Source organism: Buttiauxella sp. (assembly GCF_035271705.1).
Taxonomy (GTDB): domain Bacteria; phylum Pseudomonadota; class Gammaproteobacteria; order Enterobacterales; family Enterobacteriaceae; genus Buttiauxella.
In genome coordinates, this window is sequence record NZ_DATERI010000052.1 from 14,347 (window position 1) to 29,936 (window position 15,590).

At 49.2% G+C, this 15,590-nt stretch carries 12 protein-coding genes and 2 tRNA genes; 11 read left to right on the forward strand and 3 right to left on the reverse strand.

Annotation, left to right across the window (positions count from 1 at the left end; translation table 11 throughout):
- Nucleotides 1–41 precede the first annotated feature (41 nt).
- The 4 genes from chbA (at nt 42) to chbG (ending at nt 3,616) form a co-directional block, all read left to right on the forward strand.
- Nucleotides 42–389 (forward strand): PTS N,N'-diacetylchitobiose transporter subunit IIA, encoded by a 348-nt coding sequence (gene chbA, locus VJY99_RS04045; RefSeq protein WP_324116550.1) that lies wholly within the window; start codon nt 42–44, stop codon nt 387–389.
- Nucleotides 390–402: 13 nt separating this feature from the next.
- Nucleotides 403–1,239, forward strand: a complete 837-nt coding sequence (chbR, locus tag VJY99_RS04050) for a transcriptional regulator ChbR (protein ID WP_324116552.1) — start codon at nt 403–405, stop codon at nt 1,237–1,239.
- A gap of 157 nt (nt 1,240–1,396) precedes the next feature.
- Entirely contained in the window at nt 1,397–2,740 is a 1,344-nt protein-coding gene (locus VJY99_RS04055) for a 6-phospho-beta-glucosidase (RefSeq protein WP_324116554.1), read from the forward strand.
- Between the two features lie 114 nt (nt 2,741–2,854).
- Entirely contained in the window at nt 2,855–3,616 is a 762-nt protein-coding gene (gene chbG, locus VJY99_RS04060; RefSeq protein ID WP_324116556.1) for a chitin disaccharide deacetylase, read from the forward strand.
- A gap of 37 nt (nt 3,617–3,653) precedes the next feature.
- Here the strand turns inward: chbG and VJY99_RS04065 are convergent, their stop codons facing one another.
- A complete protein-coding gene (locus VJY99_RS04065) occupies nt 3,654–4,271 on the reverse strand; it encodes a TetR family transcriptional regulator (protein WP_324116558.1) in 618 nt (205 codons plus the stop codon).
- 238 nt (nt 4,272–4,509) lie between these two features.
- Here VJY99_RS04065 and VJY99_RS04070 point away from each other — a divergent pair, with 238 nt between their 5' ends.
- The 3 genes from VJY99_RS04070 to VJY99_RS04080 all read left to right on the forward strand — a co-directional run bounded on the left by VJY99_RS04070 (nt 4,510) and on the right by VJY99_RS04080 (nt 11,984).
- On the forward strand, nt 4,510–7,620 hold the full coding sequence (locus VJY99_RS04070; RefSeq protein WP_324116560.1) for an efflux RND transporter permease subunit: 3,111 nt from the start codon (nt 4,510–4,512) through the stop codon (nt 7,618–7,620).
- Between the two features lie 82 nt (nt 7,621–7,702).
- Complete coding sequence (locus tag VJY99_RS04075; protein ID WP_324116561.1) at nt 7,703–8,857, forward strand: efflux RND transporter periplasmic adaptor subunit; 1,155 nt, start codon at nt 7,703–7,705, stop codon at nt 8,855–8,857.
- Between the two features lie 13 nt (nt 8,858–8,870).
- The gene (locus VJY99_RS04080; protein WP_324116563.1) at nt 8,871–11,984 is read left to right on the forward strand and encodes an efflux RND transporter permease subunit; all 3,114 of its coding nucleotides are present in this window, start codon (nt 8,871–8,873) and stop codon (nt 11,982–11,984) included.
- Between the two features lie 100 nt (nt 11,985–12,084).
- Here VJY99_RS04080 and VJY99_RS04085 read toward each other — a convergent pair.
- Both VJY99_RS04085 and VJY99_RS04090 read right to left on the reverse strand, forming a co-directional pair.
- A tRNA-Ser gene (locus VJY99_RS04085) sits at nt 12,085–12,172 on the reverse strand.
- Nucleotides 12,173–12,341: 169 nt separating this feature from the next.
- Nucleotides 12,342–12,429 (reverse strand) — tRNA-Ser (locus VJY99_RS04090).
- Nucleotides 12,430–12,635: 206 nt separating this feature from the next.
- Between VJY99_RS04090 and ghrA the strand changes: the two genes are divergently transcribed.
- The 4 genes from ghrA to VJY99_RS04110 form a co-directional block, all read left to right on the forward strand.
- On the forward strand, nt 12,636–13,577 hold the full coding sequence (gene ghrA, locus VJY99_RS04095) for a glyoxylate/hydroxypyruvate reductase GhrA (RefSeq protein ID WP_324116565.1): 942 nt from the start codon (nt 12,636–12,638) through the stop codon (nt 13,575–13,577).
- A gap of 291 nt (nt 13,578–13,868) precedes the next feature.
- Nucleotides 13,869–14,606, forward strand: coding sequence for a phosphatase (locus VJY99_RS04100; protein ID WP_324116567.1), 738 nt, complete (start codon nt 13,869–13,871; stop codon nt 14,604–14,606).
- A gap of 66 nt (nt 14,607–14,672) precedes the next feature.
- Nucleotides 14,673–15,227 carry a molecular chaperone gene (locus VJY99_RS04105; protein ID WP_324116569.1) on the forward strand — a complete coding sequence of 185 codons (555 nt, stop codon included), beginning with the start codon at nt 14,673–14,675 and terminating at the stop codon, nt 15,225–15,227.
- Nucleotides 15,228–15,453: 226 nt separating this feature from the next.
- The coding region (locus VJY99_RS04110; protein WP_324116571.1) for a DUF1097 family protein at nt 15,454–15,590 on the forward strand (137 nt) is incomplete at its 3' end.

The following is a 15,590-nucleotide window of genomic DNA, read 5'->3' on the forward strand; positions in this document are numbered from 1 at the left end:
GTTTATCCCCAGCCACTTTAAAAGTACCGGGAGAGAGTTTGATGTTTAACTTAGATAACGCAGTAGATAACGAAGTCGATACCAATGATCTTGAAGAAGTCGTCATGGGTTTAATCATCAATTCCGGCCAGGCGCGCAGCCTTGCGTATGCAGCACTGAAAATGGCTAAAGCAGGTGATTTTGAAAAAGCGTGGGAGTTGATGGGGCAGTCTCGTGAAGCACTGAATGAAGCCCACCTGGTGCAAACCAAACTGATTGAAGGTGACCAGGGCGAAGGTAAAACCAAAGTTAGCCTGGTGCTGGTTCATGCGCAGGATCACCTGATGACTTCTATGCTGGCGCGTGAGTTGGTCACAGAACTTATTGAGCTACACGAAAAAATAAAATAAGTTGGAGCACCTAATGCAGCCACCGGTAATCAGTATGGAAATCAATACCGCACGTGAGAGTCAACTTTTTGATGGACAACATTTTCATATGTTCATCCACAATAAAGTCGAAAGTGTCTCGGGGCTACATCAACATGATTATTACGAGTTCACGGTGGTGTTAACAGGACGTTACTACCAGGAAATAAACGGTAAACGGGTACTGCTAGAAAGAGGGAGCTTTGTATTCATTCCACTGGGCTCCTATCATCAAAGTTTTTATGATTTTGGTGCAACGCGAATCCTGAATGTCGGTATCAGCAAAGCTTTTTTTGAGCAGCATTATTTACCGTTATTTCCAGCCTGTTTTATTGCTTCACAGGTTTATCAAATTAAGAATGAATTTTTGACATATATTGAATCTGTGACGGCATCATTAAACTTTCGTCAGGGTGAGTTTAATGAATTTCTTGAGATGGTGACTTTTTACGTAGTGAATCGTCTACGCCATCATAGAGAATCTGAGTCAGGGGGCGATATTCCTGGATGGTTGAAAAACGCGGTTGAGCAGATGCATAGCAAATCCATGTTTGGCGATAATGCATTAGTGAACATGGTTGAGTTGTCTGGTAAGTCACAAGAGTACCTAACCCGCGCGACACAACGCCATTACAGCAAAACACCGATGCAAATTATTAATGAGATAAGAATTGATTTCGCCAAGAAACAACTGGAAATCACCAACTTTTCTGTCACCGATATCGCTTTTGAGTCGGGTTATAGCAGCGCCAGTATGTTTATTAAAAACTTTAAAAAATTAACGTCATTTACACCACAGCATTACCGTAAACAGTTATACAGAATTAATTGATAAGTATTAACATTCTGTGAATGTATTAATGAGGGTTGCCAATAATCTTCAATAATACATTTATATGTCTATCTATATTATATATTCCCAACTGATTTCAAAATGCAATCAACACTTCGCTATTTTGAAAGGTGACGGGTAAGTTATCGGAGTCCTTATGAGTAAAAAATTGAAAGTCGTTACAATCGGTGGTGGTAGTAGCTATACCCCTGAATTACTCGAAGGTTTTATTAAACGTTACGAAGAGTTGCCGATTACTGAGTTATGGCTGGTCGATGTTGAGGCCGGTAAAGAGAAACAAGATATTATCTTTGATCTTTGCTTGCGCATGATTGAACGCGCCGGTGTGCCAATTGCACTGTATAAAACTCTCGATCGTCGTGAAGCGCTGGTGAATGCCGACTTCGTCACCACCCAATTGCGGGTGGGCCAACTGAAAGCCCGTGAACTTGATGAACGAATTCCACTCAGTTATGGCTATTTGGGCCAGGAAACTAACGGGGCAGGCGGTTTGTTTAAAGGTCTGCGTACCATTCCAGTGATTTTCGACATTATTAACGATGTGAAAGAAATCTGCCCTGATGCCTGGGTGATTAACTTCACCAACCCGGCCGGCATGGTGACAGAAGCGGTTTATCGCCATACGGATTTCAAGAAATTCATCGGTGTATGTAATATCCCAGTGGGCATGAAAATGTTCATTAAAGATGTGTTGAAGCTCGAGCCAACAGATGAATTGAATATCGACTTGTTCGGTCTAAACCACATGGTTTTCATCAAAGATGTGCTGGTTAACGGGACTTCTCGCTTTGATGAACTGCTCGATGGCGTCGCGTCCGGCACGCTGACCGCGAATTCTGTGAAAAACATCTTTGATCTGCCCTTTAGCGAAGGCCTGATTCGCTCCCTACGCCTGCTGCCATGCTCTTATTTGCTCTACTACTTCAAGCAAAAAGAGATGTTGGCTATCGAAATGGGTGAGTTCTACAAAGGCGGCGCGCGAGCCACTGTCGTCCAGAAAGTGGAAAAGCAACTGTTCGAGCTGTACAAAGATCCGGCTTTGAATGTCAAACCAAAAGAGCTGGAACTGCGTGGCGGGGCTTATTACTCTGACGCGGCTTGCGAAGTGATCAGCGACATCTATAACGACAAGCAAAGTGAGCATTACGTTAACGTGCCGCATCACGGTCATGTTGATAATATTCCGGCTGACTGGGCGGTCGAAATGACCTGTACTATCGGTCGTGATGGCGCAACACCGAGCTCGCGCATCACGCATTTTGACGAAAAAGTGCTGGGCCTGATTTACACCATCAAAGGTTTTGAGGTTGCGGCAAGCGAAGCGGCATTGAGCGGTAATTTTAACGATGTGTTACTGGCACTGAACTTGAGCCCACTCATCCATTCTGATAAAGATGCTGAGAAAATTGCTCGCGACATGCTGCTTGCGCACGAAACTCATCTACCTAACTTTGCGCAGGCAATCGCTGCACTTAAATAATTATACCCAACATCATTCGAGATGTAGGAAGGCGTAGCCAACGCACCTGCAGCTTGAAATATGACGGGTTTTGAGGCCTTCCCTTATCAGGGAAGGCAGTTGACCGAGGCGACAATGGATAAGTTATTAATTGTTAACGCGGACGATTTTGGGCTTTGCAAAGCGCAAAATTACGGAATTATAGATGCCTTCACCCACGGTGTGGTGACGTCGACGACTGCGATGGTTAATGGTCAGGGAATTGAACATGCCGTTGCGCTAAGTATTCAACATCCTGGACTGGCGATTGGCATGCACTTTGTGCTGACGCTAGGGCGCCCGTTATCGGCTATGCCGGGGCTTACAGATGAACAGGGTGAATTGGGGAAATGGATTTGGCAACGCGCGGAAGAAAACTCGTTACCACTGGCAGAAATTGAACACGAACTGGCGTGCCAGTTTGCGAGATTTGTCGAATTATTTGGCCGCGCGCCAACGCATATCGACAGCCATCACCATGTGCATATGATCCCACAGATCTATCCCATCGTTGAAGCTTTCGCTAAGGCGAAAGGCATTCCAGTGCGCTTTGACTACGATGCGGCAAAATCGGGTGAGATTGAGCAACATGACGTGAAAACTACCCAAGGTTTTGACAGCGGCTTTTATGGTGAGGCAATAACGGAATCGTTGTTCCTCGACACCCTGGAAAAATCTATGGGGCGAGGTGAAAAGTCGTTAGAGGTGATGTGCCATCCTTCGTTTATCGATAACACTATTCTTGCCAGCAAGTACTGTTATCCACGGCTGGCTGAACTGGATGTATTAACTTCCGCAGTGCTTAAATACGCGATAGCAGAACGCGGTTATCGGCTCGGGACGTTCGAAGATTTGTAGTGATGGGAGGGTAGTGATTAACACCATTGCCCTTTAACTATGCCGCATTTGTTAACATCACTAACAGATTATCCACCACGTCAGGCGCCTGTTCATAAAGATTGAGATTCTCCGGCTGCAACAGCCAGTTTTTTATGATGCCACTAAAATAACCGTGCATAATAGTAATCATCAATTCAACATTCGTATTCGCTGGGATTTGCCCTTTTGAAATACAACTACGCAACGATTTCTTTACCCTTTCCCGATTAAACCAATACCGTTCTCTTATTTCTTGTTCTGTATACATTTCCCCATTGAATTCGCAGCTATGATAAAGAATTTGTAATAATTCATGTTGCCGGCGGTCAGTGGAAATGAATCTCAAAGTTTCAATCATCACTTCGCGTAATAAAGCTAATTCATCATTCTGATTTTGCGACTTAATTTTTCTTCTTATATCCTGCGGGATGTATGGCTGGATATTCCAGATTTCATTAAATAATGAAATTTTACTGTCAAAGTGCCAGTAAATCGCGCCCCGGGTCAATCCTGCTGCATCTGCGATATCGCTAAGTGTGGTGGTGGATACGCCATTTTTAGCAAATAGTGTGATAGCGACATCAATCAGATGTTGGCGCGTTTTTAACGCTTCTATTTTTGTTTTTCTCGCCATAAAAATAAACTCTTTGTCGATAATGGTTACAGGGGTTAACAGTTTTAAATATTGTTTTTTTCTAATGCTTATTTATCTGGTTAAAACGCCAGTGATTGTGTGCTTTAAACTTTGCGATGTCCAGCGCAGGAATATGACCTTATACATACACGCGTGAATAATTAATCGTAAATCCCTCTGGTAAGCTGGCGGTCTCTATATCCATTCAGAGTTAGACCTTTAATAGGGAAATTTTTAGATGGCGAAGTTTTTTATCGAGCGCCCCATATTTGCCTGGGTGTTGGCGATCATTTTGATGCTGGCGGGAGTGCTCTCCATCATCAATTTGCCCGTGGCGCAATACCCGACAATTGCCCCGCCTGCGGTTGCCATTAACGCAACATACCCAGGTGCCGATGCCAGTACTGTTCAGGATACGGTGACCCAGGTCATTGAGCAGAACATGAATGGTCTGGATAACCTGATGTACATGTCATCAACCAGCGATGCTTCCGGTAGCGTGTCTGTGTCACTGACGTTTAAGTCAGGGACCGATCCGGATATTGCTCAGGTACAGGTGCAAAATAAACTTCAGCTCGCTATGCCGCTGTTGCCACAAGAAGTACAGCAACAGGGGATCAGTGTTAAAAAATCCTCCAGCAGTTTCCTGATGGTTGCCGGTTTTATCTCCCAGGATGGCAACATGAGCCAGGATGATATTGCCGACTATATTTCCTCTAATATCAAAGATCCGATTAGCCGCACCGCGGGGGTTGGGGACGTACAACTGTTCGGCGCGCAGTACGCGATGCGCATCTGGCTTGACCCGAACAAACTCAATAAATACCAGTTAACCACGCTGGATGTGATTAACCAGATTAAAACTCAAAACGCACAAGTTGCCGCAGGCCAACTCGGCGGTACGCCTGCCATTGCTGGGCAGCAGTTGAATGCTTCTATTATTGCTCAGACTCGTCTGCGTGACCCTGAACAGTTCGGTCACATTTTACTTAAAGTGAATCCTGACGGTGCCAAAGTCGAATTACACGATGTTGCGCGCATTGAGCTGGGTGGGGAAAACTATAACGTTATCGCCCGCTATAACGGGAAACCCGCCGCGGGTCTGGGGATTAAATTAGCCACGGGTGCGAATGCGCTGGATACCGCAAAAGCGGTGCAGGAACAAATGGGCCGTCTGCAATCCTATTTCCCACACGGCTTGAATGTGGTCTACACCTACGACACCACGCCGTTCGTAAAAATCTCTATTCGTGAAGTTTTCAAAACGTTGCTCGAAGCCATCGTACTGGTGTTCCTGGTGATGTATCTGTTTTTGCAAAACTTCCGCGCCACGCTGATTCCTACTATTGCCGTGCCCGTTGTGTTGTTGGGGACGTTCTCAATCCTTGCCGCCTTCGGTTACTCGATTAACACCTTAACGATGTTCGGTATGGTGCTGGCGATAGGCTTGCTGGTGGATGATGCCATCGTGGTGGTGGAAAACGTCGAACGTGTGATGGCAGAGGAGGGGATAGGGCCGAAAGAAGCGACGCAGAAATCGATGGGGCAAATTCAGGGGGCACTGGTTGGGATTGCAATGGTGTTGTCGGCAGTGTTTATTCCGATGGCATTTTTCGGTGGTTCTACCGGTGTTATCTACCGCCAGTTCTCCATCACCATTGTTTCGGCGATGGTGCTCTCTGTGCTGGTTGCGCTGATCCTGACCCCCGCTTTATGCGCCACATTACTGAAACCGATTGCTAAAGGAAGCCATGGTAAAACGACCGGTTTGCTCGGTTGGTTTAATGCCCGTTTCGAGCAAAGCACACACCATTACACGAATAGCGTGAAACAGATTTTGCGTCGCACCGGGCGCTATATGGTGCTTTATGTGCTGATCGTCGGCGGTATGGTCGCGTTGTTCCTTCATTTACCTACCTCATTTTTGCCCGAAGAAGATCAGGGTGTTTTTCTCACCATGGTGACGTTACCCGCAGGGGCGACGCAGGCCAGAACCGAGAAAATCATGGACCAGATTACCGAATACTATTTGACGAAAGAATCCGCCAACGTTGAATCGGTATTTACTGTTAACGGGTTCAGCTTCAGTGGCAAAGGTCAAAACAATGGTCTGGCGTTTGTTCGCCTGAAAGACTGGGATAAACGGCCGGGTAAAGAGAACGAAGTGACTGCCATCGTCGGGCGAGCCACGCGCGCGTTTAGCCAAATTCGCGACGGTATGGTTTTCGCGTTTAACCTGCCTGCGATTACTGAGCTAGGTACCGCCACCGGCTTCGATTTTGAATTAGTCGACCAGGCAAGTTTGGGGCACAAAACGCTGACCCAGGCGCGAAACCAGTTGCTAGGGGATATCGCCAAACGTCCGGATTTACTGGTGCGTGTTCGGCCAAACGGGTTGGAGGATACACCGCAATTTAAGCTCGAAATTGATCAAGAAAAAGCGCAGTCGCTGGGCGTAAGCATTTCCGATATTAACCAGACCATTGCCTCCGGCCTTGGCAGCACTTACGTCAATGACTTTATCGATCATGGTCGCGTGAAAAAGGTCTACCTCCAGGGGCGGGCGGCGAACCGTATGTTGCCCCAGGACATTAACAGTTGGTATGTGCGCGGGAGCAGTGGGCAAATGGTGCCATTTTCCTCGTTTGCCAGCGCGCACTGGATTTTTGGCTCTCCACGTCTTGAACGTTATAACGGCCTGCCATCTATGGAGATCCTCGGTGAAGCCACACCAGGCAAAAGTACCGGTGAGGCGATGCTCCTGATGGAAGAATTAGCGTCGAAATTACCGACCGGTATTGGCTTTGACTGGACGGGAATGTCTTACCAGGAACGTTTGTCCGGAAATCAGGCACCTGCGCTCTATGCCATCTCTCTGCTCGTGGTCTTCTTATGTCTGGCTGCGCTCTATGAGAGCTGGTCAATTCCTTTCTCCGTGATGTTGGTCGTGCCGCTGGGTGTGGTCGGCGCACTCCTTGCCGCCACACTGTGTGGTTTGAATAACGATGTGTATTTCCAGGTTGGGCTACTGACCACTATTGGGCTTTCGGCCAAAAACGCGATTCTTATCGTCGAGTTCGCCAAAGACCTTATGGATAAAGAAGGCAAAGGGTTGATCGAGGCCACTCTCGACGCGGTGCGGATGCGCTTGCGCCCAATCCTCATGACATCTCTGGCATTTATTCTCGGCGTGATGCCGCTGGTTATCAGCAGTGGTGCGGGGAGTGGTGCACAGAATGCCGTAGGTACGGGAGTCATGGGTGGAATGGTTTCTGCCACGCTGTTGGCGATCTTCTTCGTCCCAGTGTTCTTTGTCGTGATCAGTCGCTTCTTCGGAAAAGCGAAATAACCAGAATACGTTGCTGGTGGTTTTCGCACTCCTCCACTGGCTGCAAGTTTTTACTTCAAGAATCATGCTTTAAGGAATAGTAATGAAGAAAAATGGTGAGTTCATCCTCCTGCCTACCGTGCTTTTATTCGCGGCGGGCATATTAACGGGCTGTAATGATAACGGTGAGGCAAAGGCACAAGCGACAACACCACAAGTCAATGTGTATACCGTTAAATCAGCCCCATTGGCTGTGACGACTGAACTTCCAGGGCGTACCGACGCTTTTCGTGTCGCTGAAGTTCGCCCGCAGGTGAGCGGTATCATCCTAAAGCGCAACTTTGTTGAAGGCGGCGATATCAAAGCCGGAAATTCCCTCTATCAGATTGATCCAGCGCCTTATCAGGCCGCGTGGAACAGTGCCCAAGGTTCGCTTGCCAAAGCTCAGGCCGCAGCAAAGATTGCGCATTTAACCGTGAAACGTTACGTCCCTTTGCTTGGCACGAAGTACATCAGTCAGCAGGACTATGATCAGGCCGTCGCCACTGCCCAGCAAGCAGATGCCGAAGTGACCGCCGCGAAAGCTGAAGTAGAAAATGCACGTATTAATCTCGCCTACACCAAAGTTAGCTCGCCCATTGACGGGCGTATTGGCAAGTCGAATGTCACCGAAGGGGCGTTGGTGACCAATGGCCAGGCTTCATCAATGGCGACGGTACAGCAGCTCGACCCCATTTATGTGGATGTCACCCAATCGAGCCACGATTTTATGCAGCTCAAGCAGGCGGTTGAACAGGGAAGCCTGAAGAAATCGAACGGCAAGACTGCAGTGCAATTAATCATGGAAGATGGCCAACCGTATGCGCTCAACGGTGAGCTTGAGTTCTCTGATGTGACGGTGGATCAGACGACCGGCTCTATTACTCTGCGTGCGGTGTTCCCAAATCCTCAGCATCAACTCCTGCCGGGCATGTATGTGCGGGCGAAAATTGACGAAGGTGTCCAGCCAAATGCGATTTTGATACCGCAACAAGGTGTGACGCGTAACCCACGCGGTGACGCGACGGTCATGGTGGTCGCAAAAGATAACAAAGCCGAAGTGCGTGAAGTGACTGCGCCACAGGCGATTGGCGATCAATGGCTTGTGACAAAAGGGGTTCAGCCGGATGACAAAGTCATTGTCAGCGGGCTTCAACGTGTGCGTCCTGGAGTGACAGTCCAGATAGTGCCAGATAGCGCTGCCGCTCAAACACGCTAAGGTATTCTGGACAATGGCTAAGTTTTTTATTGAACGACCAATCTTTGCCTGGGTACTGGCGATTATTTTAATGATTGCCGGTACGCTGGCTATCTTTAAGCTGCCTGTTGCGCAATATCCGACGATTGCACCGCCGGCCGTCGCTGTGACGGCGACCTATCCAGGCGCGGATGCTCAGACCGTACAGGATACCGTGACGCAGGTTATCGAGCAGAACATGAACGGTATCGATAACCTGATGTACATGTCTTCCACCAGTGACTCGGCGGGGGGGGTGACTATTACGCTGACCTTTAAATCAGGCACCAACCCGGATATCGCGCAGGTTCAGGTACAGAATAAACTGCAACTGGCAATGCCGCTGTTACCGCAGGAAGTGCAGCAGCAGGGGATCAGTGTCAAAAAATCCTCCAGCAGTTTTTTGCTGGTAGCCGGTTTTATCTCCGATAACCCAGCACTCACCCAGGATGACATTTCCGACTATGTGGCCTCGAATATTAAAGATGCGATTAGCCGGACTAACGGGGTGGGGGATGTGCAACTGTTCGGAGCGCAATATGCGATGCGTGTCTGGCTAAATACGGATGCGTTGAACAAATACCAACTCAACCCAGGCGACGTAGTTAGCCAGCTTAAAGTACAGAATGACCAGATCGCGGCCGGGCAACTAGGTGGGACACCTGCGGTTAAAAACCAGCAGCTTAATGCGTCCATCATCGCGCAAACCCGTTTACGTGATCCGGTCGAGTTCGGCAAAGTTACGCTGAAAGTGAACCCGGATGGCTCCGTGGTGCATTTAAGCGATGTGGCACGCATTGAGTTAGGGGGTGAAAACTACAATGTGGTGGCGAAGATCAATGGCCAGGCTGCGGCGGGCCTGGGTATTAAGCTTGCGACAGGGGCAAATGCGCTAGATACCGCCACCGGTATCAAAGCGAAACTGGCATCGTTGCAACCCTACTTCCCGCACGGTATGAAGATTGTTTATCCCTACGACACCACGCCGTTTGTGAAGATCTCCATTCATGAAGTGGTGAAAACGCTTTTCGAAGCCATCGTCCTGGTTTTCCTGGTGATGTACCTCTTCTTGCAAAACTTCCGTGCGACATTAATCCCGACTATCGCGGTGCCCGTTGTTCTGCTTGGGACCTTTGCCGTGCTCTCGGCATTTGGCTATTCGATAAATACCCTCACCATGTTTGGCATGGTACTGGCGATAGGCCTGCTGGTGGACGACGCCATTGTGGTGGTGGAAAACGTTGAGCGCGTGATGGCCGAAGAGCATCTTTCACCGAAAGAAGCCACGAAGAAGTCGATGGGCCAGATCCAGGGTGCGTTGGTTGGGATAGCCATGGTGTTGTCGGCGGTGTTTATTCCGATGGCATTCTTTGGTGGGTCGACAGGGGCAATCTACCGTCAGTTCTCCATTACTATCGTGTCGGCGATGGCGTTGTCGGTGTTGGTGGCGTTGATCCTGACACCCGCGCTGTGCGCCACATTGCTAAAGCCGGTGGATCCTCAGACGCATCAAAAAACCGGTTTCTTTGGTTGGTTTAACCATAAATTCAACCAAAGTGCGAATCACTATACCGACAGCGTGAGCCATATTTTGCGCAGTACCGGGCGCTATCTGCTGCTGTACCTGATTATTGTTATCGGAATGGCAGTGCTATTTTTACGTTTGCCGACCTCCTTCCTGCCCGATGAAGATCAGGGGGTGTTTATGACGATGGTGCAACTACCCGCCGGTGCGACGCAGGAGCGTACGCAGAAAGTGCTTGATCAGATTACGCATCACTATCTCAATACTGAAAAAGCCAATGTCGACTATGTGTTTACGGTTAACGGTTTTAGCTACAGCGGGCAGGGACAAAACGCGGGTTTGGCATTCATCAGCTTGAAACCCTGGGAAGACAGGCCGGGAACAGAAAATGGTGTCGGTGCCATCGTAGAACGCGCCACCAAAGCGTTCAGCCAGATTCGCGACGGTCTGGTCTTCCCGTTTAACTTACCGGCTATCATCGAGTTGGGTACGGCGACGGGCTTTGACTTCGAGCTTATCGACCAGGCAAACCTTGGGCATCAACAACTGACGCTGGCTCGAAATCAATTGATGGGCATGGTGGCAAAACATCCCGATGTATTGACGCGTGTTCGCCCGAATGGTCTTGAGGATACGCCACAATACAAGCTCGAAATCGATCAAGAAAAAGCGCAGTCCCTTGGTATTAGTCTTGCGGATATCAACCAGACAATTGCCAGTGCATTGGGTGGCACCTACGTGAACGATTTTATCGACAACGGGCGTGTGAAAAAGGTGTATGTGCAGTCTGATGCGCGCTTCCGTATGTTGCCACAGGATATTAATAATCTGTATGTGCGCGGCAGCAACGGGCAAATGGCCCCGCTCTCGGCGTTCTCAACTTCTCACTGGATGTATGGTTCACCGCGCCTCGAACGCTACAATGGTTTGCCTTCTATGGAAATTTTGGGCGAGGCGACTGGGGGTAAAAGTACCGGTGAGGCGATGGTATTAATGGAACAGCTTGCCTCGAAACTCCCCTCTGGTATCGGTTATGACTGGACGGGGATGTCATATCAGGAAAGGCTTTCTGGAAACCAGGCGCCAGCGCTGTATGCCATCTCCCTGGTCGTGGTGTTCTTGTGTCTTGCGGCGTTATACGAAAGTTGGTCGATACCGTTCTCCGTCATGCTGGTGGTCCCGCTCGGTGTGGTTGGGGCGCTGTTAGCGGCGGTGATGCGAGGGATGAACAATGACGTTTATTTCCAGGTGGGGCTGCTGACCACCATTGGTTTGTCGGCGAAAAATGCAATATTGATTGTCGAGTTCGCCAAAGACTTGATGGAGAAAGAAGGTAAAGGCTTGATTGAAGCCACGTTGGATGCGGTGCGTATGCGGTTGCGCCCAATACTGATGACGTCACTGGCGTTTATTCTGGGGGTGATGCCTTTGGTACTGAGCCGTGGTGCGGGGAGTGGAGCGCAAAATGCGGTCGGCACTGGCGTGATGGGCGGGATGCTTTCCGCAACTCTGTTGGCCATCTTCTTTGTGCCGGTGTTCTTTGTGGTGATACGGGAGAGATTTAGCAAACGAAAGTCTGATTAAATCTGTCATGCCCGAACGTAGGTTCGGGCTTTTTTTTGCCTTTTGGGCGGAATACAGACGAAAAAAAGCCCGCATTTTCATGCGGGCTCTTCTTTAAATGTGGCGGTGAGAGAGGGGTTCGAACCCTCGATACGTTGCCGTATACACACTTTCCAGGCGTGCTCCTTCAGCCACTCGGACACCTCACCGTTTTGTTTCTGTTGCCAATATCAGGGGCAACGGGGCGCTACTATAGGGACTGAACCCTATTCGGTCAAGTTTAATCTTTTGTTTCTATACCGTTCGCTCAAGCTATGAACGATGCCACCCTGAAGGCGAAAAAAAAGCCCGCATTTCATGCGAGCTCTTCTTTAAATGTGGCGGTGAGAGAGGGGTTCGAACCCTCGATACGTTGCCGTATACACACTTTCCAGGCGTGCTCCTTCAGCCACTCGGACACCTCACCGTTTTGTTGTTCCTTGACTGCTGGAACGGGCGCTAATGTAGGGAAAACTGTGGGCTGCGTCAATTCACTTTTCAGCAAAATCGGTGCGTTTAGCCAAACTTCAAACAACTTGCTTCTTAAAACAGCAACGCGCGGTGATTTTTTATTAGATACATCTAATGTATTGTTTAATGCTGCGCGTAAGTCTAAGAATAAATGGAGAAAGCATGGATATTATTTTTCACCACCCAACATTTAATACGCAATTTTGGCTCGACGGTATGCAACAGCAACTTCCAGATGCCAGGGTTCGCCAGTGGTGTCCTGGAGATAACCAGCCAGCTGATTACGCGCTGGTATGGCATCCTCCTGTGGAGATGCTCAGCGGGCGTCCTGAGCTGAAAGGGGTGTTTGCGTTAGGCGCGGGTGTGGATTCCATCTTGAGTAAGCTGCAAGCTCATCCTGATATGTTACCCACGGGCGTGCCGCTTTTCCGCCTCGAAGATACCGGTATGGCGCTACAAATGCAGGAGTACGCAGTAAGCCAGGTACTGCATTGGTTCCGCCGATTTGATGACTATCAGGCCTTAAAGCAGCAGGCCAAATGGCAGCCGCTGGAAGACTATCGCCGTGAAGACTTCACCATTGGCTTACTCGGGGCTGGTGTGTTGGGCGGGAAAGTGGCGGAAAGTCTCGCTGCCTGGGGGTTCCCGGTGCGTTGCTGGAGCCGCAGCAAGAAAAACTATCCGGGTATCACAAGCTTTGCCGGTACAGAAGAACTGAATGCCTTCCTCACGGGTACGCGTGTGTTAATCAACCTGTTGCCCAATACACCGCAAACCGTGGGCATCATCAACAGTCAACTGCTCGAACAACTGGCTGATGAGGCGTTTGTCATGAACCTCGCTCGTGGTGTGCATCTGGTCGAAAACGATCTGCTGGCAGCACTTGAGAGCGGCAAAGTGAAAGGCGCGATGCTTGACGTATTTGCGAAAGAACCCCTTCCAGAGAACAACCCGTTGTGGAAACATCCTCGCATTGCCATCACACCGCATCTGGCGGCAGTGACCCGGCCGCAAGAAGCCATCGAATATATTGCTAAAACCATTCGCGAAATTGAAAAGGGTGAGTCACCGAGCGGACAGGTCTCTTTGCATAACGGCTATTAATGCTATACCCGGCGTCTTTCAAGTTGCAGGTGTGTTGGCTACGTTCACTCACCCGAATCACTTAGTTTACTAAGCTCATCGGGACTCATTCTCTTGCCGCCTTCCTGCAGCTTGAAATTCATTGGGTATCCCGGCGTCTTTCAAGTTGCAGGTGCGTTGGCTACGTTCACTCACCCAACAAATCTGCCGGGAGCAGATTTGAAATCCATTGGGTATGCCCGGTCAGCGCCGGGCTAAAAAACAACGGCGATAACTGCTATCCTTGCGGGAATGAGATAAAAGGAGAGAGCCATGTATCCCGTTGACCTGCATATGCACACCGTCGCCAGCACCCACGCCTATAGCACCCTTCATGACTACATTGAGATGGCTAAAAGCAAAGGCATCAAACTGTTTGCCATCACCGATCATGGCCCAGATATGGCTGATGCGCCGCATTACTGGCATTTTGTGAATATGCGTATTTGGCCACGCGTGGTGGATGGCGTCGGTATTTTGCGTGGTATTGAAGCTAATATTAAAAATACCGCAGGGGAAATTGACTGCACTGGTCCCATGCTGGATTCACTGGATCTGATTATTGCCGGTTTTCATGAACCTGTTTTCCCTCCTAAAGATAGCGCAATGCACACTGAGGCAATGATTGCTGCCATGGCGAACGGGAACGTTCACATTATCAGCCACCCTGGAAATCCGAAATTCGAGGTCGACATTCCTGCCATTGCACAAGCGGCAGCAAAATATAACGTTGCGCTGGAGCTGAATAACTCTTCATTTACGCATTCACGCAAGGGGAGTGGCCCAAACTGCCGTGCCATAGCGGCAGCAGTACGTGATGCCGGAGGTTGGTTATCGTTGGGGTCCGATTCCCATACAGCATTTACTCTTGGGGATTTCGATGAATGTCGCAAAATTCTGGCAGAAGTTGAGTTCCCGGAAGAACGTATTCTCAATGTTTCAGTGCGTCGTATGCTCGGTTTCCTTGAATCCCGTGGCATGGCGCCAATCAAAGAATTCGCCACACTTTAGTTTTTGCATGACAGTTATTGCACAACAGTTTTTACTCAACACATCTCTACTTAATGGACAGCTAGCATGAATGAGTTTTCAATTATTTGCCGCATTTTAGGATCACTGTTTTACCGTCAACCCCAAGACCCGCTTTTGGTTCCATTGTTGACGATGATCCGCGAAGGCAAACTGGCAGAGCATTGGCCGCTGGAACAGGACGAATTACTGACTCGTCTGCAACAGAGCTGCGATCCTCAGCAGTTAGCCGCCGATTATAATGCCTTGTTTGTCGGCGAAGAGTGCAGCGTGCCGCCGTATCGTTCAGCATGGGAAGCGGGCAGCCATGAAGGCGACGTTCGTGAATTCCTGAAACAGCGCGGTATGCCGCTTGCAGAAACACCCGCCGATCATTTTGGTACCTTGTTGCTTGCAGCTTCATGGTTGGAAGATCAATCACAAGAAGACGAGCTTGAAGCCCAGGTCCGCTTATTTGATGACTACCTGATGCCATGGTGTGGCACCTTCCTCGGAAAAGTCGAAGCGCATTCCACCACGGCGTTCTACCGTACGCTGGCGTTAATTAGCCGTGAAGCTATCCAGGCGATGCGTGATGAGCTAGAAGAAGAGAGCGACGAATAGCTCTTCATACTTCATGCCACAGCTGCGTTGGCGGCGTTCGCTTACCCGAACACTTACTCCAGTAAGCTCATCGGGATAAGCTCACTTGCCAGCCTTGCTGGGACTTGAATTATTTTGAGCTTGGCGTGACTTGCATCACATTTAAAATGCAACGTTGATTTTTGATTTACAAAAACTGTGCGGTTGATCGTAGTCGAGCCGTAAGGCTCTGCTATGATAGCTCGCTATGAACATACTTATTTCTCTGGCATTGACTACCGGTATTCTCTCAGGCCTCTGGGGTTGGGTTGCGGTGAGTCTCGGCCTTCTCAGTTGGGCAGGCTTCCTCGGTTGTACCGCGTACTTTGCGTGTCCGCAGGGCGG